The following is a 26,645-nucleotide window of genomic DNA, read 5'->3' as shown; positions in this document are numbered from 1 at the left end:
GTGCACCTGTATACAGATATGCCGCGAGGTAAATCTGTGGGGCAGCCATGAGCTATTCAATCATTTTCGACGTCATCATCGCACTGGGCCTGACGGCACTCCTGGCGGAAGCCTACGGGCTGGTGCGCCGCAAATGTGCCGGGCGCTTCTTCGCGCCGAGCCTTTTGGGCGTGCTGTTCGGCTTGATGGCCCTGGTGCAGATGAACATCCCGATCGAACCGATCGAGGGCGTGATCATCGATTTCCGCAACATCCCGATCGCGCTGGCCGGCGCATTTCTGGGGTGGCGTGGCTTGCTCCCCTGTCTTGCCTTGGCGATGGGGACGCGGATCGGCCTTGGCGGTGTCGGGCTCGAATCAGGGCTTTGGGCGATGATAATCGCCGGCGTCGCGGGGCTGGCCTGGGCGCGGAAGGCCGTTCATATCGATGCGCGCGGCTTCGGCAGCTTTCTGGCCCTGGGGCTTGCGATGTCCTGTCACCTTTTCGCGGCGCTGCTGCTGCCACGCGAAATCGCGATCTGGTTCATCACCACGGCGGCGGCGCCCTTGTTGGTCATCAACATGGTGGCGGTGCCCCTGTTGGCCGCCCTGTTGGAGCGCGAGAACCGTCACATCCGCAAGGAGAACCGCCTGTCGGCTTCTGCGACCCATGATCCGGTCTCGGGCCTTCTCCTCGGGCCCGCTTTCATGCGGGAGGTGACGAATGCTTACACGGCGCGCGCCTTCGGGACCTTCGCGGGGTTCCTCACGATCACGCCGGAGCGCAGCATCCTGCGCAGCGCCATCGACCTCTTCACCGAGCCTGCGCAATCGCCTTTGGACCGACAGGCCTTGGCCGGATACCTTGAACACGCAAACCTCGCGGGCCTCTGCGCTGACGGTCGCATCCTCGTGCCGCTCAGCGCCGAGGAGGTGCATCACTTCAGCCGGGTCAAGGCCAACCTGAACCTCGCCCTGCGCAACGCGCCTTCCGCGGCGAGCGGCACGGTGGTCTCGGTCTCCCTGCGGGAGATTTCCGATCCGGTGGAATTCATGCGCTACACGGAAACGGCCCATGTCTCGGCGGTGGTGGATTGGGGTAGCGAGATCCGCGCCCGCAAGGCCCGCGACCAAGGCGACGAAAGCAAGACCACGGCGCCGCGCGCCGATATCTTCGATCACAAGAAACACGCCCTGCTGTTCGCCAAGGCTGATTTCCTGATCGAGCGGAAGCGGAACTTCGCGCCGTGAGGCAAGGTCGCGCGGCCATGTCGCGAGTTGCATCTGCGCGCGGGCATCGTCATATAACTTGCGTCGACCCTTAACGGAGCAGGACGCACAATGAACTACCTCGACTTCGAGAAGCCCCTTGCCGAAATTGAAGGCAAAGCCGAAGAGCTGCGCGCGATGGCGCGGCGCGAAGAGGGTATGGACGTTGAAGAACAGGCGGCCGCTCTGGACAAAAAGGCCGCGGACATGCTGCGCGATCTCTACAAGGATCTGACGCCATGGCGCAAATGTCAGGTCGCTCGCCATGCGGAACGGCCCCACTGCAAGGATTACATCGAGGCGCTGTTCACCGAATACACGCCGCTGGCCGGCGACCGGAACTTTGCCGATGACGAGGCCGTCATGGGCGGCCTTGCCCGCTTCAATGATACGCCGGTGGTGGTGATCGGCCACGAGAAGGGCTCGGACACCAAGACCCGGATCGAGCGCAACTTCGGCATGGCCCGGCCCGAGGGTTACCGCAAGGCCGTCCGCCTGCTGGATCTGGCGGATCGCTTCAACCTGCCCGTCATCACACTCGTCGATACGCCCGGCGCCTATCCCGGCAAAGGGGCCGAGGAACGCGGCCAGTCCGAGGCGATTGCACGCTCCACGGAGAAATGCCTGCAGATCGGCGTGCCGCTGGTCTCGGTCATCATCGGCGAAGGCGGCTCGGGCGGGGCGGTGGCTTTTGCCACGGCAGACCGGCTCGCCATGCTGGAGCATTCCGTCTACTCGGTCATCAGCCCCGAAGGCTGCGCCTCGATCCTGTGGAAAGACGCCGAGAAAATGCGCGAAGCCGCCGAAGCCTTGCGTTTGACGGCACAGGATCTGCACAAGCTTGGCGTCTGCGATGTCGTCATCTCCGAGCCCCTCGGCGGTGCACAGCGTGACAAGCAGGCCGCGATCAAGAACGTCGGCGAGGCGATTGCCAAGATGCTGGATGGGATCGACAGCAAGGATCGCAAGGCGCTGGTCAACGCGCGGCGCCAGAAATTCCTCGACATCGGCTCCAAGGGTCTCGCGGCCTGATCTAGCGGCGCGCGAAGACCACGGCGGCAAAGAGCATCACCGCGCTGGCGATGAGGGCGCAGCCGGTCAGCACCATGACGCTGACCGCATCCGAGCATTGGGCGGCTCCCGGACAGCCACGGGACGTGAAATCGGTCCAGGCTGCGTAGATCACGAAGGCCGCGATCAGTCCCATGCAGAAGCCGAGCAGGAGCAGGAGGTAAGCGAGGAGCTTCACCACATCCGCTCCGGCGCTTTCACGGGATATTCGGCGTCGTAGGTCTTGCCGTCGAACTCGGGATCAACCTCGGAGATGAAATCGCCCGCTTTGGGCAGCCCCGCCGCATCGTCGCGCGACCAGAGACCCGAGCGCATGATCGCCTTGGCGCATTGGAAGTAGATCTCCTCGGCCGTGATCACGATAACCGTTTTGGGATGGTTACCGCGCTGCTCGAAGGTTTCGGTGACCGACGGGTCGGCGGTCAGCACGGCGGTGCCGTTGATCCGCACGACATTGCCGCTGCCCGGCACCATGAACATCAAGGAGACGCGCCCGTCACGGACGATATTGCGCAGGCTGTCGATGCGGTTGTTGCCGCGCCAGTCGGGCATCATCAGGGTTCGGTCATCGACGATCCGTACCACCGGACCATCATCGCCGCGCGGGCTGGCATCGGTGCCTTCCGGCCCGACGGTGGACAGGACCACGAAGCGCGCGGCATCGATCCACTTCCGATAGCTCGGGGTCAGCCTTGGCACGACCTTGGAAAGCGAGGCGGGCACCGCCGCGCCGTAGAGCGCGGCAAGCGCGTCGGTGTCGGTGATGGTTTTCATGGTTCCACGCGGATGAACCCCGCCTCCTCGAGCAATGCGTCGCTGTTGGTCTCGATCTCGGCCTCCAGTCGCGCAAGGAATGGCTTCGGCTGCAAGCCCGGTTCGATCGGCGGCAGGAACTCGACAACCGCGACGCCCTGTTTGCGGGTGATGCCGGTCTTGGGCCAGAACACCCCGATATTGGTTGCGACTGGCACGCAAGGCTGGCCCATCTGCGCGTAGAGCGCTCCGGTGCCGGCCTTGTAGGGTGCCGAGACGCCGGGGGCGATGCGGGTGCCTTGCGGATAGATGATCAGCTGGCCGCCCTGCTGCTTGCCGCTGCGCACATCGTCGAGCATCTTGCGGATCGCCGCGCCGCGCTTGCCGCGGTTGACCGGCACGCAGCCGATGCGCAGGGCGTATTGGCCGAGGATTGGCGCGAACATCAACTCGCGCTTCATGATGAACTTGCCGTGTGGGACGGCATGGTAAATCGCCATCACGTCGAGAAAGCTCTGATGTTTCGCAGCGATCATGACCTCGCCGGTGGGGATCTCGCCGCGCAGCTCGACACTCAGGCCGACCATCCACTTCAACGTCCAGAACACCCAGGCGCAATAGGCGTGGCAGGCGGCTTCGGCACCACGGCGGCTGACGAGCGCCCAGGGAAAATAGATCACCGCGATGACCGGCATGATGGCGTACATCTGCACGATGTGCAGGAAGGAGCGGATCGTCTGCATTACTGAAGCCCTCTGAGGGTGCGGAAGGCCGCGAAACGGGTCGCGAAGAATGCCGTCGTGGCTGCGAGAACCGGGATCAGCAGCGGCCAGAGCCAGCCCGTGCCGGAGAAGCTGAGGCCGGTGAGGATTGCCGCCGTTTCCCGCGCCGAGGGCAGGATCAGGACCGCGAGGATGCCCGCGAGCGTGCCTGCGGCGGCCCCGGTCAGCGCACGGAGGGTGAAGCGCCGCACGAAAGCGCGGGCGATGTAGCTGTCACGTGCCCCCACAAGGCGGAGGACGCGGATCACCTGCTCATTTGCGGCGAGCGCGGCCTGCGCGGCGAGGGTGACCATGGCGGCGGTGGCGCCGAGGATCAGAACCAGCGCCAGCCCGCCCAGAAGCCGCAGGCGACTGGCCGCATCGGCAAGAGGCCTGCGCCAACGGTCATGGTCGTCGAGCACCGCGCCGGGAGCCTCTGCCGCCAGACGTTGGCGCAGGCCGTCGGCGTCGTAGCCGTCGGGCGTCTCAACCACCTCGATCAGGCGCGGGATCGGGAGATCATCAAGCGGCAGGTCGGGGCCGAACCACGGCGAGAGGAGGGCTTGCTGTTCCTCCTCCGTCAATGCCCGTGCGCTGTCGACGCCGGGGGTTTGCTCCAGCACGGTCAGCACGGCCCATGTCTGCGCCTCCAACTCGGCGGCCGGGGCGGAAATGCGGATGGTGGAGGACTGCGCCAGCGCGTCCGACCAGCGATCGGCCAGACGCCCGGCCGCCATGGAGAGCGCCATGGCAAAGACCGCAAGGAAGGCCATCGCCGCCGAGGTCGCCACCGTGAGCCGGGCCGACTGCCCGCTGCGCGGCACGACGCGGTCGGCCTGGGTGTCGCGGCTGACGAGCGCGGTGATATCGGCGCGCAGGCTCATAGATCCGCCCCCGCCGAGATGATGTGACCGTTCTGGATGCGCAAGACGCGCGCCTGCACCCGTTGCTTCGCGGCGCGGATCAGGGCGAGGTCGTGGGTCGCGATCACCACCGTCTTGCCAAGCTTGTTCAGCTCGACCAGCAGGTTCAGCAGACGCAGGGACATGTCCCAATCGACGTTGCCGGTTGGCTCGTCGGCGATGATCAGGTCCGGGTCCATGATGATCGCGCGGGCCAATGCGGCGCGCTGCCTCTCGCCGCCGGAAAGCTCCGGGGGCGTGGCGTTGGCGCGGGCCGAGAGGCCAACCCACCCGATCAGCTCGGTCAGATTGCTCTCCTGTACAAGATTGCTCTTGCCGGTGACCGTGAGGGGCAGGGCGAGGTTCTCGGTCAATGGCAGATGGTCGAGGAACTTGCAGTCCTGATGCACCACCCCGATGCGCTGGCGCAGGTCGGCGATCCCGTCGCGGGACAACTCGGTCGCGGCGTGGCCGAAAAGGTTGATGTGCCCCCCGGTGGGCAAGAGCTCGGCATAGCACAGCTTGAGGAACGTCGTCTTGCCCGCGCCCGAGGGGCCGGTCAGGAAATGGAACGAGCCGGGCGCGAGGTTCAGCGTCAGGCCCGAGAGGAGCGGTTCTGCCCCATAGCCATAGGCGGCGTCCTGCATCTCGATCATTGGATTCCGCACCTTGCCGTTGCTCGGTTCCTGTCTCGCACTCTTGGCGCGGCACTGCAATCGCGCGCGATGCCCGGTCCCTGCGACTGAGTCGTTGTTGCAACGGCTTGACGCAGTGCATTTTTTACAGGGATTGGAAAGGCTTTCACAGATTGCTACGCTTCAGGCGACGCACGTAATCTGTCTTTTGTCAGGTTGCTCCAAGGCACGCACTCTTGCGCCCAAGATCAGAGACGACTCACCATGCGGCTAACCTGCCCGAATTGCAGCGCACGATATGAAGTTGACGAATCCATGGTGCCGCCTGCCGGGCGTGACGTACAATGTTCCAATTGCTCGACGACATGGTTCCAGCCCGGCCCGCGGGTGTCAGAGCCCGCCGCAGCCCCACCGCCGCCGCCCGCGCCTGAAGCATCGCCCGCGCCGAGCTTGTCGGAAGTCGCCGTGGAAGGCCCGAGCGGAGCCCCCGGCGATGCAGCGCAATCAGACGAGCCGCGGCCCGCGCGGCGTCAGATCGACCCGAATGTCACCGACATTCTGCGCGAGGAGGCCGAACGCGAGGCGCGCTTGCGCCGGGCGGAAGCCGCACCTGCGCCCGCCCCGCAGCAAGAGGAAATGCCCCTGACGGCTGCGACGCCCCCGACCCCGAGCCGGGAGCAACGTCTGGCCGAGCTTGAAGGCGCCGAGGACGCGTTTGATACCGAAAGCATCAGCGCCGCCGTGGCCAGCGCCGCCGCCGCTTCGCGCCGGGAGGAATTTCCCGACATCGAGGAGATCAACTCCACGCTTCGGGCGACCGGCGACCGTCATGAGGAAGAGGCAAGCGCCACCGATGTCGACACGATCGACAACAGCAACCGCCGGCGCGGCTCTGTCCGTCGCGGGTTCTTTCTGGTGATCATCCTCGCCGCGATCGGCGTGGGCATCTACGCCTACGCGCCCGAGATCAAGGAAGCCGTGCCGCAGGCGGCCGATGTGCTCGACCAATACGTCGAAGTGGTGAACGACGCGCGCCTCTGGCTTGATGAGACAGCGCGCGCTCTGGCGGGATGGCTCGAGACCTGACGGAGCGGCGGCGCTAACCCACCGCGCCGCAAGGCATTGCTTCAGAACTGATCCAGCAGCCGTCGCAGGTAATCACGTTCCAATTCAGGGCGGGTCTGTTCCGCGGCACGGTCGCGCAGCAGGTCCAGCAGTTCCCGCGCCCGCTGGCGAGCGTCTTCGGTGTCACCCAGACCCTCTTCGTCGGAGCCGAAAGCGCCGTTGTTGCCGGCCTGACGGCCGAGGGGATCCTGCAGCGGACGCGCCTCTGCCCGATTGCCCTCTGCCTGACCCTGACCGGGCTCGGCACCCTGTTCCTGAGCCAATGCCTCGCCCAATTGGGTCATGCCTTCCCGCAGGGCTTCCATCGCCTCCGATTGCAGGTCCAGCGCGTCGGCAATGTCGCCCCGCTCCAAGGCGTCGGCGGCCTCGTCCATCGCGCGGCCCGCCCCGTCGAGCTGTTCCAGCGCCTCGTCGCCCGCTTCCGTGCCAGTGCCCGGCAGCCGTCCAGCCTGCTCCTGCAACTGCCGCAGCAACTCCTGCTGTCGTTCTGCAAGCGTGCCCGGCGGCGTCTGGCCATTCTCTCCGCCCTGGCCGCCTGCTCCGGGGTCCTGACCCCGCTCGCCCGGCTGATTGCCTTGCGGCGCGTTGCCGTCCTGTTCGCTGCGCTGGCCGGGGCGGTTGGGGTTCAGCTGCTCCTGAAGATCCTGGAACGCATCGTCTGAAAGCTCCTGCTGCCCGCGCAGGGTGTCCTGCAGGCCTTCCATGGCTTCTTGTCCGGGCGTCTGCGGGCCGTCACCGGTGCCGTCGCCTTGGGTGATTTCCATGTTCTCGAGCATCTCTTGCAGGGCTTGGAGCATCTCCATTGCCTCGGCCATACGGCCCTCCTGCATCAGTTCCTCGATCCGGCGCAGCATCTCGTCGAGGTCGGCCGAGGACATCTCCTGCTGTTCACCCTGATCGGGCTGGTCGGTATCGTCGCCGAACTCGGTATTGTCGGCCAGCTCCTGCATGTAATCGTCCATCGCCTCGCGCATTTGCTGCATCAGCTCGGCGATCTCCTCGTCCGAGGCGCCTTGGCGCATGGCCTCGGCAAGGCGTTCCTGCGCGCGGCGGAGACGTTCGAGCGCGCTGTCGAGATCACCGAACTCCAGCTCCAGCGCGGCATTCCAGAGGATTTCGGCAACGTCTTCCTGAGTTTCGATGGAGATCATGTCCACCGCGGCCTCAAGCCGTTGGATGGCGGCGCGCAGGCTGCGGTAAACGGATTCGTCGAGGTCGTCTTCGGGGCGATGGGTCATGGCCCGCAGCAGGCGCGCGGCGCGGGTGGCGTTGTCGCGGTTCCACAGGATGTCGCGGCGCATTTCCACCAGCGCGTTCGCGAGCGGGTCGAAGAAGCGCTGACCGGGCAGGCGGGCGACGTCATAGGTCATGCTCGCTTGCTGGCCCGCGTCGTCCACCACGGAAAGGGTCAGGGTCACGGGGAGGTTGGCGAAGGGATGCTCGGAGAGGTCCTCGAGCACGACTTCGGAGAATTCGTCACGATTGCCGCGGAAGGGCATCGGCAGATCGAGGACGACGGGTTCGCGCGGCTCCGGGTCAATGGTGAGGCCATAGCGGCGGTCGGCGGCATCGGCATCGAGCCGGATCGTCGCGGTGCCGGAGCGGATGCCGTAATCATCGCTGGCGGAGAAGCGGAACTGCATGGCGCTCGGCGGCTCACCCTCGACCTCGCCTTCCAGCGCGACGGTGGGGGGCTGGTCGGGGCGCACGGCCACCTGCCACTCGCGCCCGCCGGGGCCGTCGACGGCGAGCGTGCCGGCACGCTCCATCGTGACGGTCTGCGCATAGGCGTTCTCGTCAAACTCGGGCATCGGTCCAACGTCGGTGCGCAGCGTGATGTCACCGGGGGAGCCGTAGGCGCGCAGGGTGATCTCGGAGCCGAGGGGGGCCTCGAAACGCTCGGCGGTGATGTCGTTGAGGTAGAGCGACGGCAGGCCGGTGTAGAGCGGCGGCTCCACCCACCCTTCCCACGAAGGGCCGGCAGAGGCGGTGGCAGCACCGGGTCCGAGCGAAACTTCGCCCACGTCCGCCACCCGCGACAGGCCGCCGAAGAGCAGCGCCATGGCGAGAGCCACCGCCCCGACGTAGCGCAGGGCATAGGGATCATGGCGCGAGATGCGCAGATCGGGCTGCGGCGCGCGGGCGCGTGACGCGCGATTGGCCATGCGGGCGACATGGGTGGCCCAGACCGATTGACTGGCAGGATCAGAGCCGCCAACGGCGGGCGTATCGAGCAGCGTGGTGATCGGGCGACCGGGCATGGTCGCGTCCAGCCGCTCCAGCGCCTCCGTATGGGTGGGCATCCGGAAGCGGCGGATGCCGAGGGCGACAAGCCCGAGCGTTATCAGGGCGATCGCCGCGAGGATGCCAAGCAAGACCGTGCCGCTCACAAGGCTTCCCGCGCCGAAAGACAGGGCGGCGAAGACCACGAACAGCAGCGTCCAGACCGGCCAGAAGGCGCGCAAACCGCGCTCGGCCACCATGCCGGCGCGGGTCAGGCGCAGCGGCCAGATCAGCCGCTTGATCGCGTCGCTCTTCGGGGTTTGCTCGGTCATTCTGCCTTTCCCGCACGGCGGCGGCGGGGCGTCATGCCCACGGGGGAAGTGTATCGCGGTTTATCATGTCGTCAAACGATGGACGGGCGCGGATGACGGCGAATTGATCGTCCTTGACCATGACCTCGGGAATCAGCGCACGCGTATTGTATTCGCTGCTCATCACCGCGCCGTAGGCCCCGGCCGAGCGGAAGGCGATCAGGTCGGCTTCCGCAACCGGGGGCAGGTTGCGCTGCTTGGCAAAGGTGTCGCCGGATTCGCAGACCGGTCCGACGATATCATAGGGTGTCTGCTCGGCGCCGGGCGCGGCTTCGACGACTGGCACGATGTCGTGGTAGGCGCCGTACATCGCCGGGCGGATCAGGTCGTTCATCGCGGCATCGAGGATCAGGAAGTCCCGGTCCTCGCCGTTCTTCACGTAGATCGTCGAGGCCACCAGCAGGCCCGCGTTGCCGGAAATCAGGCGGCCCGGCTCGATCTCGATCTCGCAGCCGAGGTGGCCCACGGTGCGCTTGATGACCGCGCCGTATTCGATCGGCAGCGGCGGGGCCGTATTGGAGCGTTCGTAGGGGATGCCGAGCCCGCCGCCGAGGTCGAGACGGCGGATGGTATGGCCATCGGCCCGGAGTTGCTCGGTCAGTTCGGCCACCTTCGTGTAGGCGGTCTCGAAAGGGTCGAGGTCGGTCAGCTGCGAGCCGATGTGCACGTCGATCCCGATCACCTCCAGCCCCGGCAGGGAGGCGGCCAGCGCGTAAACTTCGCGCGCGCGGGCGATGGGGATGCCGAACTTGTCCTCCTTGCGGCCGGTGGCGATCTTGGCGTGGGTCTTGGCGTCCACGTCGGGGTTCACCCGCACGGTGATCGGCGCCACGGTTCCAAGCTCCATCGCAACGCGGGAGAGGCGGGCCATCTCGGGCTCGGATTCCACGTTGAACTGGCGGATGCCGCCCTCCAGCGCCAGGCGCATCTCTTCCTCGGTCTTGCCGACGCCGGAGAAGACGATCCGCTCGCCCGGTACGCCCGCCGCCTTCGCGCGCCGGTACTCGCCGCCCGAGACCACGTCCATCCCCGCCCCGAGAGAGGCCATGTGAGACAGAACCGCCTGATTGGAATTGCTTTTCACGGCGAAGCAGATGAGGTGGTCGAGACCGTCGAGCGCTTCCTGGAACAGCTGGAAATGCCGCGTGAGCGTCGCGGTGGAATAGACGTAGAAAGGCGTGCCGACCGCTGCCGCGATCTCGGTAATCGGCACATCCTCCGCATGGAGGATGCCGTCTTGGTAGAGAAAATGATCCATGGGCCGCGTCCCTTCGTCTTGCACGCGGCGGCGTAGCACCTATCCAACGGGGTTCAAAGTCTTTCAGAGGAACGATCATGGTGAAAACGGCGATAATCGAGGCCCACGGCGGACCGGAGCAACTCAAGATCGTGGATCGCGAGGTGGGTGAGCCCGGCGCCGGAGAGATTCGCATCCGTCACCATGCCTGCGGGCTGAACTTCATCGATTGTTATCAACGCTCGGGCCTCTACCCGATGGAGATGCCCGCAGCCCTCGGCATGGAGGCAGCCGGCATCGTCGAGGCGGTGGGCGAGGGGGTCACGCATCTGAAGCCGGGCGACCGCGCGGCCTATGCCTGTACGCCGCCCGGAGCCTATACCGAGGCGCGGGTCATGCCGGCTGCTCAGGTTTGCCCCCTGCCTGACGATATCGGGTTCGAGGAAGGCGCGGCGATGATGCTCAAGGGGCTGACGACGCACTACCTCTTCCGCCGCACGACCCCTATTGCGAAGGGCGACACGGTCCTGTTCCACGCGGCGGCGGGCGGGGTCGGCTTGATCGCTTGTCAATGGGCGCGGAGCGAGGGCATCCGCCTGATCGGTACGGCGGGCAGCGACGAGAAATGCGCCCTCGCCGAGGAGAACGGAGCCGAGGTCTGCATCAACTACCGGACCGAAGACTGGGTCGCGCGGGTGAAGGATCTGACTGGCGGCGTCGACGTGGTGATGGACTCGGTGGGCGCCGATACCTTCGAGGGCTCGCTCGATTGCCTCAAGCCGCTCGGTTTCATGATCTCTTTCGGCAATGCCTCGGGCCCGGTACCGCCCTTCGAGCTGGCAAAGCTGGCGCAGAAGGGATCGCTGAAGATCACCCGGCCCACCCTCTTTGCCCATATCGCGGCGCACGAGACCTGCCAGCAGATGGCTGCCGAGCTGTTCGAGAAGGTCACCTCGGGCGTGGTGAAGATCCGCATCGATCAACGTTTCGCGCTGGACGAGGTCGCGGACGCGCATCGGGCGCTGGAGGCGCGCAAGACGACGGGGCAGACGGTGCTGACGCTGTAGTTCCGCTTGAGCCTGCGGCGCTTGGCCAGTCGCGTCAAATCGTCAGGCCAATGCTTCGCGCCACTGCGTCAGAATTGACCGGCCAAGGGGGACGCGCTACCCCTTCTGGAACGCCATTCAAGGGCCATCACAAACGCCCGAAACAGCCTATGGGGATGACACATGTCCGAGATCGAACGCGAAAGCATGGAATATGACGTGGTCATCGTGGGGGCTGGTCCTGCAGGGCTTTCCGCCGCGATCCGGCTGAAGCAGCTTGATGCGGATCTGAACGTCGTGGTGCTCGAAAAGGGCTCGGAAGTGGGCGCGCATATCCTCTCGGGCGCGGTGCTGGACCCCTGCGGGCTGGACGCGCTGATCCCCGACTGGAAGGAGAAGGGCGCACCGCTGAACGTGCCGGTGAAGGACGACAATTTCTACATGCTGGGCGAGGCGGGCAAGATCCGCGTCCCCAACTTCCCGATGCCGCCCCTGATGAACAACCACGGCAACTACATCGTCTCGATGGGCAACGTCTGCCGCTGGATGGCGGAGCAGGCCGAGGCGCTCGGCGTCGAGATTTTCCCGGGCATGGCCTGCTCGGAGCTGGTTTACGGCGAGAACGGCGAAGTGCGCGGCGTCGTGGCCGGTGTCTTCGGGCTGGAGCCGGATGGCTCCATTGGTGAGAACACCGAGCCGGGAATGGAACTTCTGGGCAAATACGTCTTCCTCGGCGAAGGCGTGCGGGGCAGCCTGAGCCAGGAGGTCATCAAGACCTTCGATCTCGCCAAGGATTGCGAGCCGCAGAAGTACGGGCTCGGCATGAAGGAGATCTGGGAGATCGACCCCGACAAGCACCGCGAGGGCAGCGTGACCCACACGATGGGCTGGCCGCTTGGCAAGAACGCGGGCGGCGGTAGCTTCATCTATCACCTTGAGAACAATCAGGTTTATGTGGGCTTCGTGGTCCATCTGGGCTACAAGAACCCGCATGTGTTCCCCTACATGGAGTTCCAGCGCTTCAAGCATCACCCGATGGTCGCCGAGCTTCTGAAGGGCGGAAAGCGCATCGCTTACGGCGCGCGCGCAATCACCGAGGGCGGTTACCAGTCGCTGTGCAAGATGGTGGCGCCGGGCGTGGCGCTGCTCGGTTGCTCCGTCGGCATGGTCAACGTGCCGCGCATCAAGGGCAACCACAACGCGATGCTCTCGGGCAAGGCTGCGGCAGAAGCGGCTTATGCCGCCATTGGAGCGGGCCGCGCCTCTGACGAGTTGAACGACTACGAAGACGAAGTCCGGACCGGCGCGATCGGGAAAGACCTCAAGAAGGTCCGCAACGTGAAGCCGATGTGGTCGAAGTACGGGCTTGGCGCCTCGCTGGCCTTCGGCGGGCTCGACATGTGGACCAACACCCTTGGATTCAGCCTGTTTGGCACCATGAAGCACGGCAAGACCGATGCGGCAGCGACCGAAAAGGCCACGGAGCATCCGAAAATCGACTACCCGCGCCCCGATGGCAAACTGTCCTTCGACCGGCTGACCAATGTGGCCTTCTCCTTCACCAACCACGAGGAAAGCCAGCCGTCGCACCTGAAACTGCGCGACAGCACGGTGCCGATCGCGGTGAACCTGCCGCTCTACGACGAGCCGGCGCAGCGTTATTGTCCGGCGGGTGTCTATGAAGTGGTGAACGAGGCCGGTCAGGACCCGCGCTTCGTGATCAACTTCCAGAACTGCGTCCACTGCAAGACCTGTGATATCAAGGACCCGACCCAGAACATCAACTGGACGGTGCCCCAGGGCGGCGACGGGCCGAACTACCCGAACATGTGAGGGGCGCGTGATTGCCCTTCCCCCGGACGCGGCCTAGTCTCTGGCCAAACCGCTCCGGTCCGGGGCAGAGGAGAGCAAGAATGACGCCCAAACGATCCCTGTTCGCGCTGGCCCTTGTGGCCCTCACGACGCCCTTCGCAGCGCAGGCCGACAGCCTGCCCGGAGCGTATCTGGCAGGGCGCGCGGCGGCGATCAGCGGCGATCACGCGGCGGCGGCGGAGTACTTCAACCGCGCACTCGCCATGGACCCCGGCAACGCCTTTCTGGTCTCCAACGCGGTCTTCGCCAACGCCTCCCTCGGTCGATGGGAAGCCGCGGCGGCGGTGGCTGCGGGGTTGAACGCGGATGACGAGGGGCAGGAGCTTGTCGACCTGGTCGAATTCGTGCGCCGCGTGACCGAGGGCGAGCTGCAAGCAGCCATCGACATGATCGAGGCGGGCGACGGGCCCGGACCGCTTGCCGATGAACTGGCGCGGGCGTGGCTCAGCTTCGGCCAGGGCGACATGACGGCAGCCGTGGACACTTTCGAAGCGCTCGCTTCTGAACGCGGCATGGAAGAACTGGCAGCCCTGCATCTGGCTCTGGCCCGCGCGGCGGCGGGCGACTTCGAGGCCGCGCACGAGATCCTGTCCGGTGACACCGGCGTCGACATCACCAACACCGAGCGCGTGGTCCGCGCCCGCGCCGTGATCATGCTGCAACTCGGTATGCGGGCAGAAGCGCTCGACCTGTTGGACGGCTACACCCAGGCCGTGCCGGACCCCGGCTTGCTGGCGTTGCAGGCCCGCGTCGGCTCGGGCGAGGATGTGACCTACGATTTCGTTCGCACGGCAGAAGAAGGCGTGGCCGAGGTGTTTTTCACGGTCGCGCAGCTTTTGTCAGGCGACCGTAACACCACGCTGCCACTGCTGATGGCGCAGGCCGCGCGCGGCATCGACGCGGATCATTCCGACGCGGTGGTGCTGGCGGGCGAGTTGATGTCGGCTTCCGAGCAATATCTGCTGGCCGCCGAAACCTTCGCCTCCGTCCCGGAGGACGACCCCAATTATATCGAAGCCCAGATGGGCCGCGCGCAGGCACTGGAAGAGACCGGCGCGCAGGACGAAGCCATCGCCATTCTCAGGGCCTTGGTGGAGGCGCGACCGGACCTTGCTTCGGTGCAGGCGGCCTACGGCGATATCCTGCGCCGGGCCGAGCGTTTTGACGCGGCGATTGCGGCCTATTCCGCCGTGCTGGACCTCGTGGACGCGGACCTGCCGCGCTATTGGTTCATCCATTATGCCCGCGCGATCTGCTACCATCAGTTGGACGACTGGCCCCCCGCCGAAGCCGATTTTCGTCGCGCGTTGGAGCTGAACCCGGAACAGCCCAACGTGATGAACTACCTCGGTTATTCGCTTGTTGAGCAGCGGCGCAACTTCGACGAAGCGCTCGGCCTGATCCAGCGCGCCGTCGCCGCTCGGCCCGAAAGCGGCTACATCGTCGACAGCCTCGGGTGGGTCTACTACCGCCTTGGCCGGTTCGAGGAAGCCGTGGCACCGATGGAACGCGCCGTGGAGCTTGAGCCGAACGATCCTATCGTCAACGACCATCTGGGGGACGTCTACTGGATGGCCGACCGTTTCCGCGAGGCGGAATTCCAATGGCAGCGCGCCCTCTCCTTCGATCCGGAACCGGAAGATGCCGAACGCATCCGCCGCAAGCTGGAGGTCGGGCTCGATGTCGTGCTGGAGGAGGAAGGCGGCGTCGGCGCGCTCGAGGAAGAGTGATCGCAGACCTGATGACGCCTTTCCGATGAAGCTCTTCGCGCCCGCCAAGGTGAACCTCGCCCTCCATGTGACGGGTAAGCGGGACGATGGGTATCACCTGCTCGATTCGCTGGTTGTCTTCGCGGGCGTGGGCGATTGGCTCTCCTTCTCGGCCTCTGATGAGCTCAGCCTTCGCGTCGAGGGGCCGCGCGCCGGTGGGGTGCCGGAGGATGCGGGCAACCTCGTGTGGCAGGCGGCGAAATGGCTCGACCCAAAGCGCGGCGCGGCGATCACATTGGAGAAGAACCTGCCCCATGCGGGTGGGATCGGCGGCGGCTCTGCCGACGCGGCCTGCGCACTGCGCGGTTTGTCGGACCTCTGGGGGGTCGAGGTGCCGGCGGGGGCAGAGGCCCTCGGAGCGGATGTGCCCGTCTGCCTCCATGCACATCCTGCGAGGATGCGCGGCATCGGCGAGGTGCTGGAACCCGTACCGCCGCTGCCGGAATTGTGGGTCGTTCTGGTGAATGCAGGGGAAGAGGTGCCGACAGGGGCCGTCTTCCAAGCGCTCGAGACAACCGATAATGCAGCTCTCTCGGCGCCTCGATGGGACGGGGCGGAGGAATTCATCCAATGGCTGAGCGCGACACGCAACGACCTGCAAAGCGCGGCCATGGCGGTGTCTCCGGTCATTGGTGAGGTGTTGGAACGGATCGGCCGGACGGAAGGGTGCAGGCTCGCGCGGATGAGCGGATCGGGCGGCACATGTTTCGGTTTGTTCGAGACGGAGGCCGCGGCGCGCGCCTGCGCGGCGGCCATGCCTTCGGACTGGTGGGCCGAGCCCGCGCTGATACTGGGCGCGGCGGCAGACGCGCCCTAGTTCAGGCGCGCGACCACGTAGTCCGCCAGATCAGACAGCATGTCGCGCAGGGGATCACCCGGCAGCACGTCGAGCGCGGCCTTGGCCTTCGCGACATAGGCGTTGGCCTCGTCCCGTGTCTGCGCCAGCGTGGCGTGCTTCTGCAGAAGGCTCAGAGCCTGCTCCAGATCGCCGTCGCGCTGGTCGCCTTTGCCGATGGTCCGCGCCCAGAAGGCCCGCTCCTCGCCGTCGCCCGCGGCAATCGCGCGGATCACCGGCAGGGTCATCTTCCGCTCGCGGAAATCGTCACCAATGTTCTTGCCGATCGCCCCGGCCTCGCCGTCGACGCCGCCCCAGTCGAGCAGGTCGTCGGCCATCTGGAAGGCCACACCGAGACCGTCACCATAGGTCGCCAGCGCCTCGATCACCGTATCATCACGCTCGGCGATCACGCCGCCGACCTTGCAGGCGGCCTCGAAAAGCGCGGCGGTCTTGCCGCGGATCACTTGCAGGTAGGTCTCTTCCGGCGTGTCGATGTCAGAGGCGACGGTCAGTTGCAGCACCTCACCCTCGGCGATGGTTGCCGCCGCGTTGGAGAGGATGTCGAGCACCCGAAGGCTGCCGGGCTCCACCATCAACTGAAACGCGCGGGCGAAGAGGTAATCGCCCACCAGCACGCTGGACTGGTTGTCCCACAAAAGGTTCGCCGTCGGCCGCCCGCGCCGCTGCTCGGATTCGTCGACCACGTCGTCGTGCAGCAGCGTGGCGGTGTGGATGAACTCCACCGTCGCGGCCAGCTTCACGTGATCCGTGCCGCCGTAGCCGCAGAGCCGCGCGCAGGCCAGCGTCAGCATCGGGCGGATACGCTTGCCGCCAGCCTCGACGAGATGCGCCGTCACCTCGGGGATGCGGGGCGCATGCTTTGAGGCCATGCGATCGCGGATCAGCGCGTTGACGGCGGCAAGGTCCTCCGACAGCGCCGCGCTCAGGCGGTCGTAGGGCTTCTGCGTTGGCGTGTCCAGGCTCATCGGAAGCTCCCCATCTCGACACTCAGCCCGCGCGGGCTTACCTGTCTTGCATGCTTGAAATTCTCCGCAGCAACGACCCGACGATCATCGCCTTCGCCACCGCGCTTCTCAGAGGCGAGGATATAGAGGTGTTCGAGATCGACGTCCATATGAGCGGGATGGAGGGCAGCATCGGCATATTGCCGCGCCGCCTGATGGTGCGCCGCGATGATGCCGCCGCCGCCGAGGTGGTGCTGCGCGACAACGATCTGCCGGTGTCGCCTTGGAACTGACGCAAGACGGCTTTCTGGGCGGCCGCGTGCAGGCATGGCAACCGCGCGTGGGGTACCGGGCCGCGACTGACCCCGTCTTCCTCGCGGCGGCCTGCCCAGCCAAGCCGGGGGACACGGTGCTCGAGTTGGGTTGCGGCGTCGGCGTTGCGGCCCTCTGCCTTATGGCGCGGGTTGAGAACCTCTCCGTGACGGGGGTGGAGCGGCAGGCGAATTATGCCGACCTCGCGCGGCGCAATGGGCTGGACGTGGTGACGGCCGACTTGACCGCGCTTCCGTCCGACCTTCGCCAGAAAAGCTATGATCAGATCATCGCCAATCCCCCCTATTACGGGCCGGGTACGGGCTCTGACGACGCCGGACGCGATGCAGCCCTGCGTGAAGAGACACCCCTGACCAACTGGATTGCCGTCGCGCGCGCACGTCTGAAGCCCGGCGGCTGGCTCACGATGATCCATCTGGCCGAGCGGCTGCCAGACATCCTCCGCGGATTGGACGGTTTCGGAGACGTCGCCGTTTTGCCTCTGGTGGCGAGAGAAGGCCGCGCTGCGGGGCGGGTACTGGTGCGCGCCCGAAAAGGTGCCCGCGCGCCGTTCCGGCTTTTGGCACCTCTCGTGATCCACGCCGGCGCCTCGCATGAGGCCGACGGCGATGACTATTCTGCAACAGCCCGTGCAATCCTGCGCGACGGAGCGGCAGTGCCCTTCGGCTAACCAGCTAAATACCGAGCATTTTAGCCGTTAACACAGTTGTTCGTGACAGACGCATGACAATGTGCTGGACTGATCCCTGTAGATCCAACTCAACAGAGGAGACTCATATGTCGTTAGGCGCCCATCTTCAGGAGCTCAAGAAGAAGCACGCCCATCTCTCTGCCACGGTTGAAGAACAGCAACGAAGTCCTGCCGTGGATGAACTTACGCTACGCAACATGAAAAAGGAAAAGCTGCGGCTGAAGGAAGAGATCACCCGTCTCGACAGCTAAAGCGACGCGTCCGGCGCGGCATGGATCGCCTGAACGGCGATCCTGCGACTGCGCCTGACTTTTGCCGTCGGGGCTTGATCAGATCTGGACCTCGGCGGCATCCACGAACTTCATCTCATCGCCATATTCCTTGAGGGTCACGATTTCGGCCTCGATCCATTCGCGGAACGCGCGCACCTGAGGGCGCGCCTCCGGCCCTTCAGGACAGACGAAGCTGTATTCTGCTTCGGTCGTGAGCCCAAGTTTGTAGGGCATCACCAGACGCCCCTCACGCAGGTCCTTCTCGGCCAGCGAGATGCGCCCCAGAACCACACCCGCCCCGGCCAGAGCTGCGTCGATCGCATGGTCGGCCTGACTGAACCGCGCCCCGGCCGCGAAGCGCGGCGGCAGGTCTGCCGCGCGGAACCACGCGGGCCAATCGACTGCCGGCTTGAGGAAGTGAATGTCGTCCTGATGAAGCAGGGGCGCGCGCGAGAGGTCTGCCGGCTCAGGATACTGCGCCGCAAGCTCGGGCGTCATCATTGGCGCGACCCATTCACGGATGATCGGCTTCGTGTAGAGACCCGGCTCCTCCTTCGCGAGGCCGAACCGGATGGCGACATCCACGTCGTCCCGCGAAAAATCGACCAAACGCAGCGTGGCGCTGAAGCGCAATTCGATCTCGGGGTGAAGCGTGGCGAACTTGAAGAGCCGGGGCGCCAGCCATTTGGCGGTGAAGGCAGGACCCGCAGTCACGATGAGGCTCTTCTGCTCCACCGTGCGCTTCGCTGCGCGCCACGCGCTTGTCAGGGCAGCAAAGCCATCCGCCGCGCCGGGGCAGAGCGCGCGGCCCGCGTCCGTCAGCTCAACCGCGCGGTTCAGGCGCCGGAAAAGAGGGGCCTCCAAATGCTGCTCAAGCGACTTGATCTGGAACGAAAGCGCGGCGGGCGTGACGTTCAGTTCCGCTGCCGCCTTGGCAAACGACAGGTGCCGCGCGGCGGCGTCAAAGGCCCGAAGAGCCGTGAGCGGAGGAAGTCTGTCTGACATGGATAGTTAAACTATTCTTGTGTGAGGGGGTTAAAAGTCCCGTTTGTCGGACGTCCTATGTCGCCCCATGTTGAATGGCAAGTCGCTTCGCCTCGAAAGGAGAACTGCCATGCATTTCGATAATACCACGATCCCCGCCACGCGGGCCGCCATCGCCCGTGCCCACCAGGAACGCGGCAAGGTCCTGAGTGAAATCTGGAATTTTCTGACGGGCCGCCTGTAAGGCGCGGGACGCAGGGTTGCAGTTTTTGCAATGGTAGCTGGTTTGGCCACGCCTATATAGAGCGGTGAAACGATCAATCACTCATTCGCAAGGTGTCCAAATGTTCCACGATCTCGCAGAACCCGAAATGCAGAAAATCATCAACCAGGCCCGCGCCGATCGCAGCCGTGAAATGGCCCGCCTGATCGCCGCCGCGTTCCGCCGCCTTGCACACCGCAAGTCGAGCGTTGCAGTAGCCGGTTAACAGGCATTCGCAATTAGCATTGGGGTTTTTCAGTTAGCTTGCTTATTTAATGAGCAGACTGAAAACCCCCTCCTGCATGAAGGTCACTTAAGATGTTCTTTTCTGAATTCCGTGCGCTCGTGCGCCAAACCGTTTTCCAGATCCAGGTTCAAGACGCTCAGAACCGGGCACGCGTAAGCGGCTACCTCAGCGCGCTGCGCTAATCAGCTATCGCGGGCCTCAGCGGCCCGCGTTGCCTGCGGCCAAGGCCGCATCGGCATCGGCGTTGTGTTAACGGCGCTCGGATTGCCCCACTCCTGACAGTTCAACGTCTGCCACCGTCGCATGCTGCTTGGGCACGCGGCGGTTGAAGTCGTTGGCGTCGCGCGTATGGCCCATGTGGGATTGAGTTGTATTTGCCAAGATGAAGGAGCGGTTGCAGGTCGAACCGCATGAAAAAGGCCCCCGGCGCATGTGGCGGGGGCCTTCTTTGTGGGTGCTGAAATGTTCAGACGAAGAACTGGGCGCCGTTCGCGGAGATCGTGGAGCCGTTGATGAAGCCGCTGTCATCGGAGGCAAGGAAGCAGACACAGCGCGCGATTTCTTCCGGCTCACCGAGGCGACCGGCAGGAATGCCCGAGATGATGCTGTCGCGGACTTTCTCGGGGATCGCCATGACCATCTCGGTCGCGATGTAGCCGGGGCAGATCGCGTTGGCGGTAATGCCGGCACGGGCGCCTTCCTGTGCGAGGGATTTGACGATTCCGAGGTCGCCCGCCTTGGTGGCGGCATAGTTGACCTGGGCGAACTGACCCTTCTGCCCGTTGATCGAAGAGATCACGATGACGCGGCCGAACTTGCGTTCGCGCATGCCGGGCCAGACCGGGTGGATGGTGTTGAAGACGCCGGTTAGGTTGGTGTCGACGACCTCGGACCATTGTTCGGGGGTCATCTTGTGGAAGGGAGCGTCGCGGGTGATGCCGGCATTGGCGACGACGATCTCGATGGGGCCGAGCTCGGCTTCGACCTTCTCGATGCCGGCCTTGGAACTGTCGTAGTCGGCCACGTTCCACTTGTAGGTCTTGATCCCCGTGGATTCGGTAAATTTCGCGGCGGCCTCGTCATTGCCGGCGTAGGTGGCGGCGACCGTGTAGCCCTCTGCGGCGAGCGCCTTCGAAATGGCTTCCCCGATGCCGCGGCTTCCGCCGGTGACCAATGCGACTCGTCCCATGTTGTCTCTCCCTTATGGTTGTAAAACTTTGTTACAAATAAAAAAGCCGCACGCAACTTTCTTGCGCGCGGCTGAAGGTGTTTGGTGAAATCAGTCGCGCTCGACGCAGAGGGCAACACCCATGCCGCCGCCGATGCAGAGCGTCGCAAGACCCTTCTTGGCGTCGCGGCGCTGCATCTCGAACAGCAGCGTGTTGAGCACGCGGCAGCCGGAGGCGCCAATCGGGTGGCCGATGGCGATGGCGCCGCCGTTCACGTTCACGATCTCCGGATCCCATCCCATGTCCTTGTTCACGGCGCAGGCCTGGGCGGCGAAGGCCTCGTTTGCTTCCACGAGGTCGAGGTCGTCCACGGACCAGCCGGCTTTCTCCAGCGCCTTGCGCGACGCATAGATCGGGCCGACGCCCATGATCGACGGGTCGAGGCCTGCGGTAGCGTAGGACGCGATGCGTGCAAGGGGCTGGATGCCACGCTTCTGGGCGTCATCGGCGGACATCAGCAGGGTGGCAGCAGCACCGTCGTTCAGGCCGGACGCATTGGCAGCCGTCACGGAGCCGTCCTTGGTGAAGGCGGGGCGCAGTTTCTGCATCGCTTCCATCGTGGCACCGTGGCGGATGTATTCGTCCTGATCGACGACGGTGTCGCCCTTGCGGCCCTTGATCGTGTAGCTGACGATTTCGTCCTCGAACTTGCCGGCCTTTTGGGCGGCTTCCGCTTTGTTCTGCGAGGCGACCGCGAATTCATCCTGCTGGTCGCGGGAGATTTGCCATTTCTCGGCGACGTTTTCGGCGGTCTGGCCCATGTGGTAGCCGTTGAAAGCATCCCAGAGGCCGTCGCGGATCATCGTGTCGATGTACTTCATGTCGCCCATCTTCTGCCCCTGACGCAGGTTGGCCGCATGGGGGGACATGGACATGTTTTCCTGACCGCCGGCGATCACGACGGAGGCATCGCCCAACATGATGTGCTGTGCGCCGAGCGCCACGGCGCGCAGGCCGGAACCACAAACCTGGTTGATGCCCCAAGCGGCGGATTCCTGCGGCAGGCCTGCATTGATGTGGGCCTGACGGGCGGGGTTCTGGCCCTGTGCAGCGGTCAGGACCTGGCCGAGGATGGTCTCGGAAACCTCTGCCTTGTCGATGCCGGCACGCTCCACAACGGCTTCGATCACGGCGCGGCCGAGGTCATGGGCCGGGGTGTTGGCGAAGGAGCCGAGGAAGCTGCCAACCGGCGTACGAGCGGCGGAAGCGATGACGACATTGGTCATGGGAAGTCCTTTCCTGAGCGCAGCGGTCCCCCCGAATGGTGGGCGCGATGCAGCGTGAGTGTCGGCCGCGTGATAGAGCGTTGCGGCGGCTCAGATCAACGGACACGGTGTCTCAGGCGGTGTAAAGGGGCTTTGAACAGAGCCGCGAAAATGACAAGCCTCGCCTCAGGCGCTGCGCATCACGCGGGCGGTGTCGATCTCCGGCAGGGTCATGGTGGGGGCGCCGTAGTAGTAGCCCTGCAGGCAGTCGGCACCGGCGGCCGCGAGCCATCGCGCCTCTTCCATCGTTTCGACGGATTCCGACACGACGAGCATGTCGAAATGCCGGGCGAGACCGATCATGGCTTCGGAGAGCACCTGATTGTCGGCATCCTCGGCGATGTTGCGGGTGAACTGGCCGTCTATCTTGAGAATGTCGAAGTAGAAGGACTTGAAGTGACGGAAGGCGGTGTACCCTGCTCCGAAGTCGTCGAGCGCAAAGGTAATGCCCTTGTCCTGCAGGTCTTCCATGAAGATCGCGACGATCTCGGGCATGATCATGACGGAGCTTTCCGTGATCTCGAGGATCAGGCGTTCGACGACAGTGGGATTGTCCCGCAGGAAGGTGCGGAGGGTCTGCATCCAGCGTGGATAGCCGACGGACCTTGCGGACATGTTGATCGACAGGCGAAGTCCGGGGTTTCGTTGGAGCGTGGCAAGACCGAGCCGCAAGGCGGCGCAATCAATCTGCCGCCCGATGTCCGAGTCCTCGACCGCCCCCATGAAATCGCGCGCCGGAATGACCCGGCCCGTTTCGTCCAGGATGCGGATGAGCCCTTCGTAGAAGGCAATTCCCTGGCCGTCGGCGCGGACGATAGGCTGATAGGCCAGCCGTGCGTCGCCGCGTGCAAGGGCCTGTTGCACCATGGCGAGCGTGCCGCGGTCACGTTGCGAGATGGCAGCATCGAGAGGACTTCCCATCCCCGGCTCGATCACCTCACCGCCGTTCTCGCCCATGGGTCTGCTCCTGTCGCGCCTGCGTTAGGGGGTTGATGCCCTGAGTCTCTTTAAAGAAGGATGAAATTCGGGATTTGCATCAAATGCTGAGGGAGTTCTGCGATGTCAGGCCAAGGCGACGAGAAGGCCAATGGACGCTGCGATTGGTGTGGCACGGACCCGCTCTACGTGGCCTATCACGACACTGAATGGGGCGTGCCGGAGTACGACAGCCGTGCCCTCTGGGAGAAACTGGTGCTGGACGGGTTTCAGGCCGGCCTCGCGTGGATCACGATCCTGCGCAAACGCGACGCCTTTCGCGAAGCCTTCGAAGGGTTTGACCCCGAAGTGATCGCGAAATGGGGAGAGGCGGACGTGCAGCGCCTCTTAGGCAACGCCGGGATCGTGCGTCATCGCGGCAAGATCGAAGCCGCAATCACCAATGCGCAGGCCTGGATCGCGATGGAGGAAAAGGGCGGTTTCGACCGTTTCATCTGGGACTACGTCGACGGAACGCCCCTGCGAAACCGCTTCGACACCATGGCAGAGGTGCCGCCGTCGACGCCGATGAGCCTGCAGATGTCGAAGGATCTGAAGAAGGCCGGGTTCAAGTTCTGTGGCCCGACGATTGTCTACGCATGGCTTGAGGCGACGGGCGTGGTGAACGATCACCTGACCTGTTGCTTCCGCCATGACGAGGTCGCCGCATTGGCACGGTAGCTTACCCGTCGGATGCGATGATCGCTTGCAACATGGCGATGGCCTCGTCCGACGCCCAATCCGCATCACCCCGCAGGCGCGCGACCTCTTGTCCGTTCTCGTCCAGTACCACCGTGATGGGCAGGCCGAAGATACCCATCTCGCGGGCGATCTGCTGGTTGATGTCGCGATGCTGCGGCAGGGTGGTCACCCCGACCTCGTCAAAGAACCGGGCGATGGCCTGCGGCGGGTTGCGGCCGGTGGCGAGGGTCACGACCTGGAAATCGTCGCCGCCCAGGGTTTCCTGCAGGGTTTGGAGCGATGGCATCTCCTCGCGGCACGGCGCACACCACGTCGCCCAGAAGTTGAGCAGCACATGCTGGCCCGCGTAATCCGACAGCTGCGCTTCGCTGCCGTCCTGTTGGACAAATGGCAGCTCCGAGGCGGCCGCAGGCGCGTCATGGATTACCAGCCCGCGCATGTCGCCGACCTGCAGCGGCGACAGATCCTCGGCCATAGCGGCATTTGCGCAAAGGCCTGCGGCGATGTATGCGGCGGTAACTAGGATTTTGCGGACCATTTCGGTTCCTCTGAAGACAGGGCAGACAGATATGAGCGACACGGGTTCCTCCAACGACGCGACCAAAGCCAACACCATGTGGGGTGGCCGATTTGCGGCGGGTCCGGATGCGATCATGGAGGCGATCAACGCCTCGATCTCGTATGACCAGCGCATGGCGCGTCAGGATATCGAAGGGTCCCGTGCCCATGCCGCCATGCTGGCAGCGACGGGCATTGTCGAGAGTAGCGATGTCGAGGTGATCCGGGAAGGGCTGCTCACGGTCTTGTCAGAGATCGAGGGAGGCAGCTTCGCCTATTCCGCCGCGCTCGAAGACATTCACATGAATGTGGAATCCCGCCTGACTGAGATTGTCGGCCCCGCCGCCGGGCGTCTGCACACGGCGCGGTCGCGCAATGATCAGGTCGCCACGGACTTCAAGCTTTGGGTTCGCGACCAGATGGACGCCGCGATCACCGGGATCGAAGCGTTGCAAAAGGCGCTTCTGGGGCAAGCGGAGCAGGGGGCCGAATGGGTCATGCCGGGCTTCACCCACCTGCAGACGGCGCAGCCGGTGACCTGGGGGCATCACATGATGGCCTATGTCGAGATGTTGGGCCGCGATGCCTCGCGTTTCCGCGATGCACGCGCGCGGATGAACGAGTCGCCTCTGGGCTCCGCCGCGCTCGCCGGCACCTCGTTCCCCATCGACCGCGAGATGACCGCGAAGGCGCTTGGCTTCGACCGCCCCACGGCCAACTCGCTCGATGCCGTGGCAGATCGCGATTTTGCGCTGGAGTTCCTTTCGGCCGCCTCGATCTGCGCCATGCATCTGTCGCGCTTCGCGGAGGAGCTGGTGATCTGGTCGTCCGCCCAGTTCCGCTTCGTGGCGCTGTCGGACCGCTTCTCCACCGGCTCCTCGATCATGCCGCAGAAGAAGAACCCTGACGCGGCAGAGCTGATCCGCGCCAAGATCGGGCGGATCTTCGGGGCCAATGTCGCGCTGATGACGGTGATGAAGGGGCTGCCGCTGGCCTATTCCAAGGATATGCAGGAGGACAAGGAGCAGACCTTCGACGCCGCCGACAACCTGATGCTGGCGCTGGCCGCCATGGAAGGGATGGTGCGCGACATGCAAGCCAATGTGCCCTCGCTCGAAGCCGCTGCCTCCTCCGGGTTCTCCACCGCGACAGACCTTGCCGACTGGCTGGTCCGCGCGCTGGATATGCCCTTCCGTGAGGCGCATCACGTCACCGGTAGCCTCGTCAAGCTGGCCGAGGACAAGGGCTGCGACCTGCCGGATCTGACGCTGGAGGACATGCAATCCGTCCACGATGAAATCACAGCCGCCGTCTTCGACGTGCTCGGCGTGCACAACTCCGTGGCCTCCCGCGTGTCCTACGGCGGCACCGCGCCCGAGCGGGTGCGCGAGCAAGTGGCGCGCTGGCGTGACCGTTTGGGGTAGCATGGATCGGATGGCAGCTGCCCGCCGATGGTTGCCTCGGCTCTGGACAGAGGCGGGGATGCGGCGGACACTGACGCAACCGTAGGAGAGTACCGATGCGATATCTTGCCATTCTGTCCGTCCTTGCCGTCGCTGCTTGCGGCGTCGATGGCGAACCCGAGCGCCCTGACCGCGCCAATGTCGAGCCCGGGCTCCATATCTCGGGATCGGCGGAAGTCGGCGTCGGCGGCTGAGGCTTAGCCTTTATCTCGGCAATCCGAGTTGATCCGCCGTTCATTCACCCCTAACGTCTTGCTATTCCCGGCTTGTCGCTTTCCGCGATTGGCCGGGTTTCGTTTGCCACTATTCGATTAAGGCACTGAACCGATGGAAAAGATCCCGATGACACCGAAAGGCCTTGAGGCCATGAACGGTGAATTGAAACAGCTCAAGAGCATTGAGCGTCCTGCAATCATCAAGGCAATCGCCGAGGCGCGGGAGCATGGGGACCTGTCGGAGAACGCGGAATATCATTCCGCGAAAGAAAAGCAGTCATTCATCGAGGGCCGTATCAAGGAGCTTGAAGGCTCCATCTCTCTGGCGCAGGTCATTGATCCCAAGACGCTTTCCGGCCCGATCAAGTTCGGCGCCACGGTCGATCTGGTTGATGAAGAGACCGAGGAAGAGAAGACCTACATGATCGTGGGTGAGGCCGAGGCCGACATCGAAAACGGGCTTCTCAACATCAAATCGCCGCTCGCCCGCGCCTTGATCGGCAAAGAGGAGGGCGATAGCGTCGAAGTGCGCACGCCCGGTGGGGCGAAAAGCTTCGAGATCGTCAAGATCTCCTATGTCTGACATCCGGGCAATCGCGCCCGTGATGACCGCCCTATTACCGGAGTAAAAGAG

At 64.8% G+C, this 26,645-nt stretch carries 28 protein-coding genes; 15 read left to right on the top strand and 13 right to left on the bottom strand.

The window, feature by feature from the left end:
• Window positions 1-47 precede the first annotated feature (47 nt).
• Together KYE46_RS00390 and KYE46_RS00385 are read left to right on the top strand one after the other, a co-directional pair.
• On the top strand, window positions 48-1,229 hold the full coding sequence (locus KYE46_RS00390) for a LytS/YhcK type 5TM receptor domain-containing protein (protein WP_219002641.1): 1,182 nt from the start codon (window positions 48-50) through the stop codon (window positions 1,227-1,229).
• Window positions 1,230-1,319: 90 nt separating this feature from the next.
• The gene (locus KYE46_RS00385) at window positions 1,320-2,279 is read left to right on the top strand and encodes an acetyl-CoA carboxylase carboxyltransferase subunit alpha (RefSeq protein WP_219002640.1); all 960 of its coding nucleotides are present in this window, start codon (window positions 1,320-1,322) and stop codon (window positions 2,277-2,279) included.
• A gap of 1 nt (window position 2,280) precedes the next feature.
• Here KYE46_RS00385 and KYE46_RS00380 read toward each other — a convergent pair whose 3' ends face one another.
• The 5 genes from KYE46_RS00380 to KYE46_RS00360 are packed head-to-tail and all read right to left on the bottom strand — an operon-like array spanning window position 2,281 to window position 5,390.
• Window positions 2,281-2,496, bottom strand: coding sequence for a hypothetical protein (locus tag KYE46_RS00380; protein WP_219002639.1), 216 nt, complete (start codon window positions 2,494-2,496; stop codon window positions 2,281-2,283).
• On the bottom strand, window positions 2,493-3,092 hold the full coding sequence (locus tag KYE46_RS00375) for a pyridoxamine 5'-phosphate oxidase family protein (RefSeq protein WP_219002638.1): 600 nt from the start codon (window positions 3,090-3,092) through the stop codon (window positions 2,493-2,495). Before KYE46_RS00375 ends, KYE46_RS00380 begins: the two co-directional genes overlap by 4 nt.
• Window positions 3,089-3,814, bottom strand: coding sequence for a lysophospholipid acyltransferase family protein (locus KYE46_RS00370; protein ID WP_219002637.1), 726 nt, complete (start codon window positions 3,812-3,814; stop codon window positions 3,089-3,091). The genes KYE46_RS00375 and KYE46_RS00370 overlap by 4 nt, the downstream gene beginning before the upstream one ends.
• Window positions 3,814-4,716: a cell division protein FtsX gene (locus KYE46_RS00365; RefSeq protein WP_219002636.1), complete on the bottom strand. Its 903-nt coding sequence runs from the start codon at window positions 4,714-4,716 to the stop codon at window positions 3,814-3,816. The genes KYE46_RS00370 and KYE46_RS00365 overlap by 1 nt, the downstream gene beginning before the upstream one ends.
• On the bottom strand, window positions 4,713-5,390 hold the full coding sequence (locus KYE46_RS00360) for a cell division ATP-binding protein FtsE (RefSeq protein WP_219002635.1): 678 nt from the start codon (window positions 5,388-5,390) through the stop codon (window positions 4,713-4,715). The genes KYE46_RS00365 and KYE46_RS00360 overlap by 4 nt, the downstream gene beginning before the upstream one ends.
• A gap of 243 nt (window positions 5,391-5,633) precedes the next feature.
• On the opposite strand from KYE46_RS00360, the gene KYE46_RS00355 reads away from it, so the two are divergent.
• Window positions 5,634-6,455 carry a zinc-ribbon domain-containing protein gene (locus KYE46_RS00355; protein WP_219002633.1) on the top strand — a complete coding sequence of 274 codons (822 nt, stop codon included), beginning with the start codon at window positions 5,634-5,636 and terminating at the stop codon, window positions 6,453-6,455.
• A 41-nt stretch (window positions 6,456-6,496) separates the two neighbouring features.
• Here the strand turns inward: KYE46_RS00355 and KYE46_RS00350 are convergent, their stop codons facing one another.
• Both KYE46_RS00350 and lysA read right to left on the bottom strand, forming a co-directional pair.
• Window positions 6,497-9,049: a DUF4175 domain-containing protein gene (locus KYE46_RS00350; protein WP_219002630.1), complete on the bottom strand. Its 2,553-nt coding sequence runs from the start codon at window positions 9,047-9,049 to the stop codon at window positions 6,497-6,499.
• 31 nt (window positions 9,050-9,080) lie between these two features.
• Window positions 9,081-10,346: a diaminopimelate decarboxylase gene (lysA, locus tag KYE46_RS00345; protein WP_219002628.1), complete on the bottom strand. Its 1,266-nt coding sequence runs from the start codon at window positions 10,344-10,346 to the stop codon at window positions 9,081-9,083.
• A 77-nt stretch (window positions 10,347-10,423) separates the two neighbouring features.
• On the opposite strand from lysA, the gene KYE46_RS00340 reads away from it, so the two are divergent.
• The 4 genes from KYE46_RS00340 to KYE46_RS00325 all read left to right on the top strand — a co-directional run bounded on the left by KYE46_RS00340 (window position 10,424) and on the right by KYE46_RS00325 (window position 15,829).
• Window positions 10,424-11,392, top strand: a complete 969-nt coding sequence (locus KYE46_RS00340) for a quinone oxidoreductase family protein (protein ID WP_219002626.1) — start codon at window positions 10,424-10,426, stop codon at window positions 11,390-11,392.
• A gap of 162 nt (window positions 11,393-11,554) precedes the next feature.
• A complete protein-coding gene (locus KYE46_RS00335; RefSeq protein ID WP_219002624.1) occupies window positions 11,555-13,204 on the top strand; it encodes an electron transfer flavoprotein-ubiquinone oxidoreductase in 1,650 nt (549 codons plus the stop codon).
• A gap of 80 nt (window positions 13,205-13,284) precedes the next feature.
• Window positions 13,285-14,973 (top strand): tetratricopeptide repeat protein, encoded by a 1,689-nt coding sequence (locus KYE46_RS00330; RefSeq protein ID WP_219002621.1) that lies wholly within the window; start codon window positions 13,285-13,287, stop codon window positions 14,971-14,973.
• A 25-nt stretch (window positions 14,974-14,998) separates the two neighbouring features.
• Window positions 14,999-15,829 carry a 4-(cytidine 5'-diphospho)-2-C-methyl-D-erythritol kinase gene (locus tag KYE46_RS00325; protein ID WP_219002619.1) on the top strand — a complete coding sequence of 277 codons (831 nt, stop codon included), beginning with the start codon at window positions 14,999-15,001 and terminating at the stop codon, window positions 15,827-15,829.
• Here KYE46_RS00325 and KYE46_RS00320 read toward each other — a convergent pair.
• Entirely contained in the window at window positions 15,826-16,836 is a 1,011-nt protein-coding gene (locus tag KYE46_RS00320) for a polyprenyl synthetase family protein (RefSeq protein ID WP_219002617.1), read from the bottom strand. The two genes, KYE46_RS00325 and KYE46_RS00320, sit on opposite strands and share 4 nt — an antisense overlap.
• A 50-nt stretch (window positions 16,837-16,886) precedes the next feature.
• Between KYE46_RS00320 and KYE46_RS00315 the strand changes: the two genes are divergently transcribed.
• From KYE46_RS00315 to KYE46_RS00305, 3 genes are all read left to right on the top strand, one after another.
• Entirely contained in the window at window positions 16,887-17,108 is a 222-nt protein-coding gene (locus KYE46_RS00315; protein ID WP_219002615.1) for a putative signal transducing protein, read from the top strand.
• Window positions 17,099-17,818 (top strand): tRNA1(Val) (adenine(37)-N6)-methyltransferase, encoded by a 720-nt coding sequence (locus KYE46_RS00310; protein WP_219002613.1) that lies wholly within the window; start codon window positions 17,099-17,101, stop codon window positions 17,816-17,818. The genes KYE46_RS00315 and KYE46_RS00310 overlap by 10 nt, the downstream gene beginning before the upstream one ends.
• A 107-nt stretch (window positions 17,819-17,925) precedes the next feature.
• The gene (locus KYE46_RS00305) at window positions 17,926-18,090 is read left to right on the top strand and encodes a YdcH family protein (RefSeq protein WP_219002610.1); all 165 of its coding nucleotides are present in this window, start codon (window positions 17,926-17,928) and stop codon (window positions 18,088-18,090) included.
• A 78-nt stretch (window positions 18,091-18,168) separates the two neighbouring features.
• Here KYE46_RS00305 and KYE46_RS00300 read toward each other — a convergent pair whose 3' ends face one another.
• A complete protein-coding gene (locus KYE46_RS00300; protein WP_219002608.1) occupies window positions 18,169-19,116 on the bottom strand; it encodes a transcriptional regulator GcvA in 948 nt (315 codons plus the stop codon).
• Window positions 19,117-19,439: 323 nt separating this feature from the next.
• On the opposite strand from KYE46_RS00300, the gene KYE46_RS00295 reads away from it, so the two are divergent.
• On the top strand, window positions 19,440-19,583 hold the full coding sequence (locus tag KYE46_RS00295; RefSeq protein WP_219002606.1) for a hypothetical protein: 144 nt from the start codon (window positions 19,440-19,442) through the stop codon (window positions 19,581-19,583).
• A gap of 487 nt (window positions 19,584-20,070) precedes the next feature.
• Here KYE46_RS00295 and phbB read toward each other — a convergent pair whose 3' ends face one another.
• From phbB to KYE46_RS00280, 3 genes are all read right to left on the bottom strand, one after another.
• On the bottom strand, window positions 20,071-20,793 hold the full coding sequence (gene phbB, locus KYE46_RS00290) for an acetoacetyl-CoA reductase (protein ID WP_219002604.1): 723 nt from the start codon (window positions 20,791-20,793) through the stop codon (window positions 20,071-20,073).
• A gap of 90 nt (window positions 20,794-20,883) precedes the next feature.
• Complete coding sequence (locus KYE46_RS00285; RefSeq protein WP_219002601.1) at window positions 20,884-22,059, bottom strand: acetyl-CoA C-acetyltransferase; 1,176 nt, start codon at window positions 22,057-22,059, stop codon at window positions 20,884-20,886.
• Between the two features lie 165 nt (window positions 22,060-22,224).
• On the bottom strand, window positions 22,225-23,055 hold the full coding sequence (locus tag KYE46_RS00280) for an EAL domain-containing protein (protein ID WP_219002599.1): 831 nt from the start codon (window positions 23,053-23,055) through the stop codon (window positions 22,225-22,227).
• Window positions 23,056-23,157: 102 nt separating this feature from the next.
• On the opposite strand from KYE46_RS00280, the gene KYE46_RS00275 reads away from it, so the two are divergent.
• The gene (locus KYE46_RS00275) at window positions 23,158-23,754 is read left to right on the top strand and encodes a DNA-3-methyladenine glycosylase I (protein ID WP_219002596.1); all 597 of its coding nucleotides are present in this window, start codon (window positions 23,158-23,160) and stop codon (window positions 23,752-23,754) included.
• Between the two features lies 1 nt (window position 23,755).
• On the opposite strand, the gene KYE46_RS00270 is transcribed toward KYE46_RS00275, so the two are convergent.
• Window positions 23,756-24,250: a TlpA family protein disulfide reductase gene (locus KYE46_RS00270; protein WP_247716876.1), complete on the bottom strand. Its 495-nt coding sequence runs from the start codon at window positions 24,248-24,250 to the stop codon at window positions 23,756-23,758.
• A gap of 94 nt (window positions 24,251-24,344) precedes the next feature.
• On the opposite strand from KYE46_RS00270, the gene argH reads away from it, so the two are divergent.
• The 3 genes from argH to greA all read left to right on the top strand — a co-directional run bounded on the left by argH (window position 24,345) and on the right by greA (window position 26,594).
• Window positions 24,345-25,757, top strand: a complete 1,413-nt coding sequence (gene argH / locus KYE46_RS00265) for an argininosuccinate lyase (protein ID WP_219002592.1) — start codon at window positions 24,345-24,347, stop codon at window positions 25,755-25,757.
• Window positions 25,758-25,852: 95 nt separating this feature from the next.
• The gene (locus tag KYE46_RS00260; protein WP_219002590.1) at window positions 25,853-25,990 is read left to right on the top strand and encodes an argininosuccinate lyase; all 138 of its coding nucleotides are present in this window, start codon (window positions 25,853-25,855) and stop codon (window positions 25,988-25,990) included.
• 133 nt (window positions 25,991-26,123) lie between these two features.
• Window positions 26,124-26,594: a transcription elongation factor GreA gene (gene greA, locus KYE46_RS00255; protein WP_219002588.1), complete on the top strand. Its 471-nt coding sequence runs from the start codon at window positions 26,124-26,126 to the stop codon at window positions 26,592-26,594.
• Window positions 26,595-26,645: the final 51 nt, after the last annotated feature.

This window comes from Gymnodinialimonas ceratoperidinii (genome assembly GCF_019297855.1).
Lineage (GTDB): Bacteria > Pseudomonadota > Alphaproteobacteria > Rhodobacterales > Rhodobacteraceae > Gymnodinialimonas > Gymnodinialimonas ceratoperidinii.
The sequence above is the reverse complement of the archived record's forward strand: the minus strand, read 5'-3'. Positions and strand labels throughout refer to the sequence as shown.

Coding starts and splice junctions, on each gene's coding strand:
- KYE46_RS00390 (WP_219002641.1), top strand. CDS start 48: ATGAGCTATTCAATCATTTTCGACGTCATCATCGCACTGGGCCTGACG.
- KYE46_RS00385 (WP_219002640.1), top strand. CDS start 1,320: ATGAACTACCTCGACTTCGAGAAGCCCCTTGCCGAAATTGAAGGCAAA.
- KYE46_RS00375 (WP_219002638.1), bottom strand. CDS start 3,092: ATGAAAACCATCACCGACACCGACGCGCTTGCCGCGCTCTACGGCGCG.
- KYE46_RS00370 (WP_219002637.1), bottom strand. CDS start 3,814: ATGCAGACGATCCGCTCCTTCCTGCACATCGTGCAGATGTACGCCATC.
- KYE46_RS00365 (WP_219002636.1), bottom strand. CDS start 4,716: ATGAGCCTGCGCGCCGATATCACCGCGCTCGTCAGCCGCGACACCCAG.
- KYE46_RS00360 (WP_219002635.1), bottom strand. CDS start 5,390: ATGATCGAGATGCAGGACGCCGCCTATGGCTATGGGGCAGAACCGCTC.
- KYE46_RS00355 (WP_219002633.1), top strand. CDS start 5,634: ATGCGGCTAACCTGCCCGAATTGCAGCGCACGATATGAAGTTGACGAA.
- KYE46_RS00350 (WP_219002630.1), bottom strand. CDS start 9,049: ATGACCGAGCAAACCCCGAAGAGCGACGCGATCAAGCGGCTGATCTGG.
- lysA (WP_219002628.1), bottom strand. CDS start 10,346: ATGGATCATTTTCTCTACCAAGACGGCATCCTCCATGCGGAGGATGTG.
- KYE46_RS00340 (WP_219002626.1), top strand. CDS start 10,424: ATGGTGAAAACGGCGATAATCGAGGCCCACGGCGGACCGGAGCAACTC.
- KYE46_RS00335 (WP_219002624.1), top strand. CDS start 11,555: ATGTCCGAGATCGAACGCGAAAGCATGGAATATGACGTGGTCATCGTG.
- KYE46_RS00330 (WP_219002621.1), top strand. CDS start 13,285: ATGACGCCCAAACGATCCCTGTTCGCGCTGGCCCTTGTGGCCCTCACG.
- KYE46_RS00325 (WP_219002619.1), top strand. CDS start 14,999: ATGAAGCTCTTCGCGCCCGCCAAGGTGAACCTCGCCCTCCATGTGACG.
- KYE46_RS00320 (WP_219002617.1), bottom strand. CDS start 16,836: ATGAGCCTGGACACGCCAACGCAGAAGCCCTACGACCGCCTGAGCGCG.
- KYE46_RS00315 (WP_219002615.1), top strand. CDS start 16,887: ATGCTTGAAATTCTCCGCAGCAACGACCCGACGATCATCGCCTTCGCC.
- KYE46_RS00305 (WP_219002610.1), top strand. CDS start 17,926: ATGTCGTTAGGCGCCCATCTTCAGGAGCTCAAGAAGAAGCACGCCCAT.
- KYE46_RS00300 (WP_219002608.1), bottom strand. CDS start 19,116: ATGTCAGACAGACTTCCTCCGCTCACGGCTCTTCGGGCCTTTGACGCC.
- KYE46_RS00295 (WP_219002606.1), top strand. CDS start 19,440: ATGTTCCACGATCTCGCAGAACCCGAAATGCAGAAAATCATCAACCAG.
- phbB (WP_219002604.1), bottom strand. CDS start 20,793: ATGGGACGAGTCGCATTGGTCACCGGCGGAAGCCGCGGCATCGGGGAA.
- KYE46_RS00285 (WP_219002601.1), bottom strand. CDS start 22,059: ATGACCAATGTCGTCATCGCTTCCGCCGCTCGTACGCCGGTTGGCAGC.
- KYE46_RS00280 (WP_219002599.1), bottom strand. CDS start 23,055: ATGGGCGAGAACGGCGGTGAGGTGATCGAGCCGGGGATGGGAAGTCCT.
- KYE46_RS00275 (WP_219002596.1), top strand. CDS start 23,158: ATGTCAGGCCAAGGCGACGAGAAGGCCAATGGACGCTGCGATTGGTGT.
- KYE46_RS00270 (WP_247716876.1), bottom strand. CDS start 24,250: ATGGCCGAGGATCTGTCGCCGCTGCAGGTCGGCGACATGCGCGGGCTG.
- argH (WP_219002592.1), top strand. CDS start 24,345: ATGAGCGACACGGGTTCCTCCAACGACGCGACCAAAGCCAACACCATG.
- KYE46_RS00260 (WP_219002590.1), top strand. CDS start 25,853: ATGCGATATCTTGCCATTCTGTCCGTCCTTGCCGTCGCTGCTTGCGGC.
- greA (WP_219002588.1), top strand. CDS start 26,124: ATGGAAAAGATCCCGATGACACCGAAAGGCCTTGAGGCCATGAACGGT.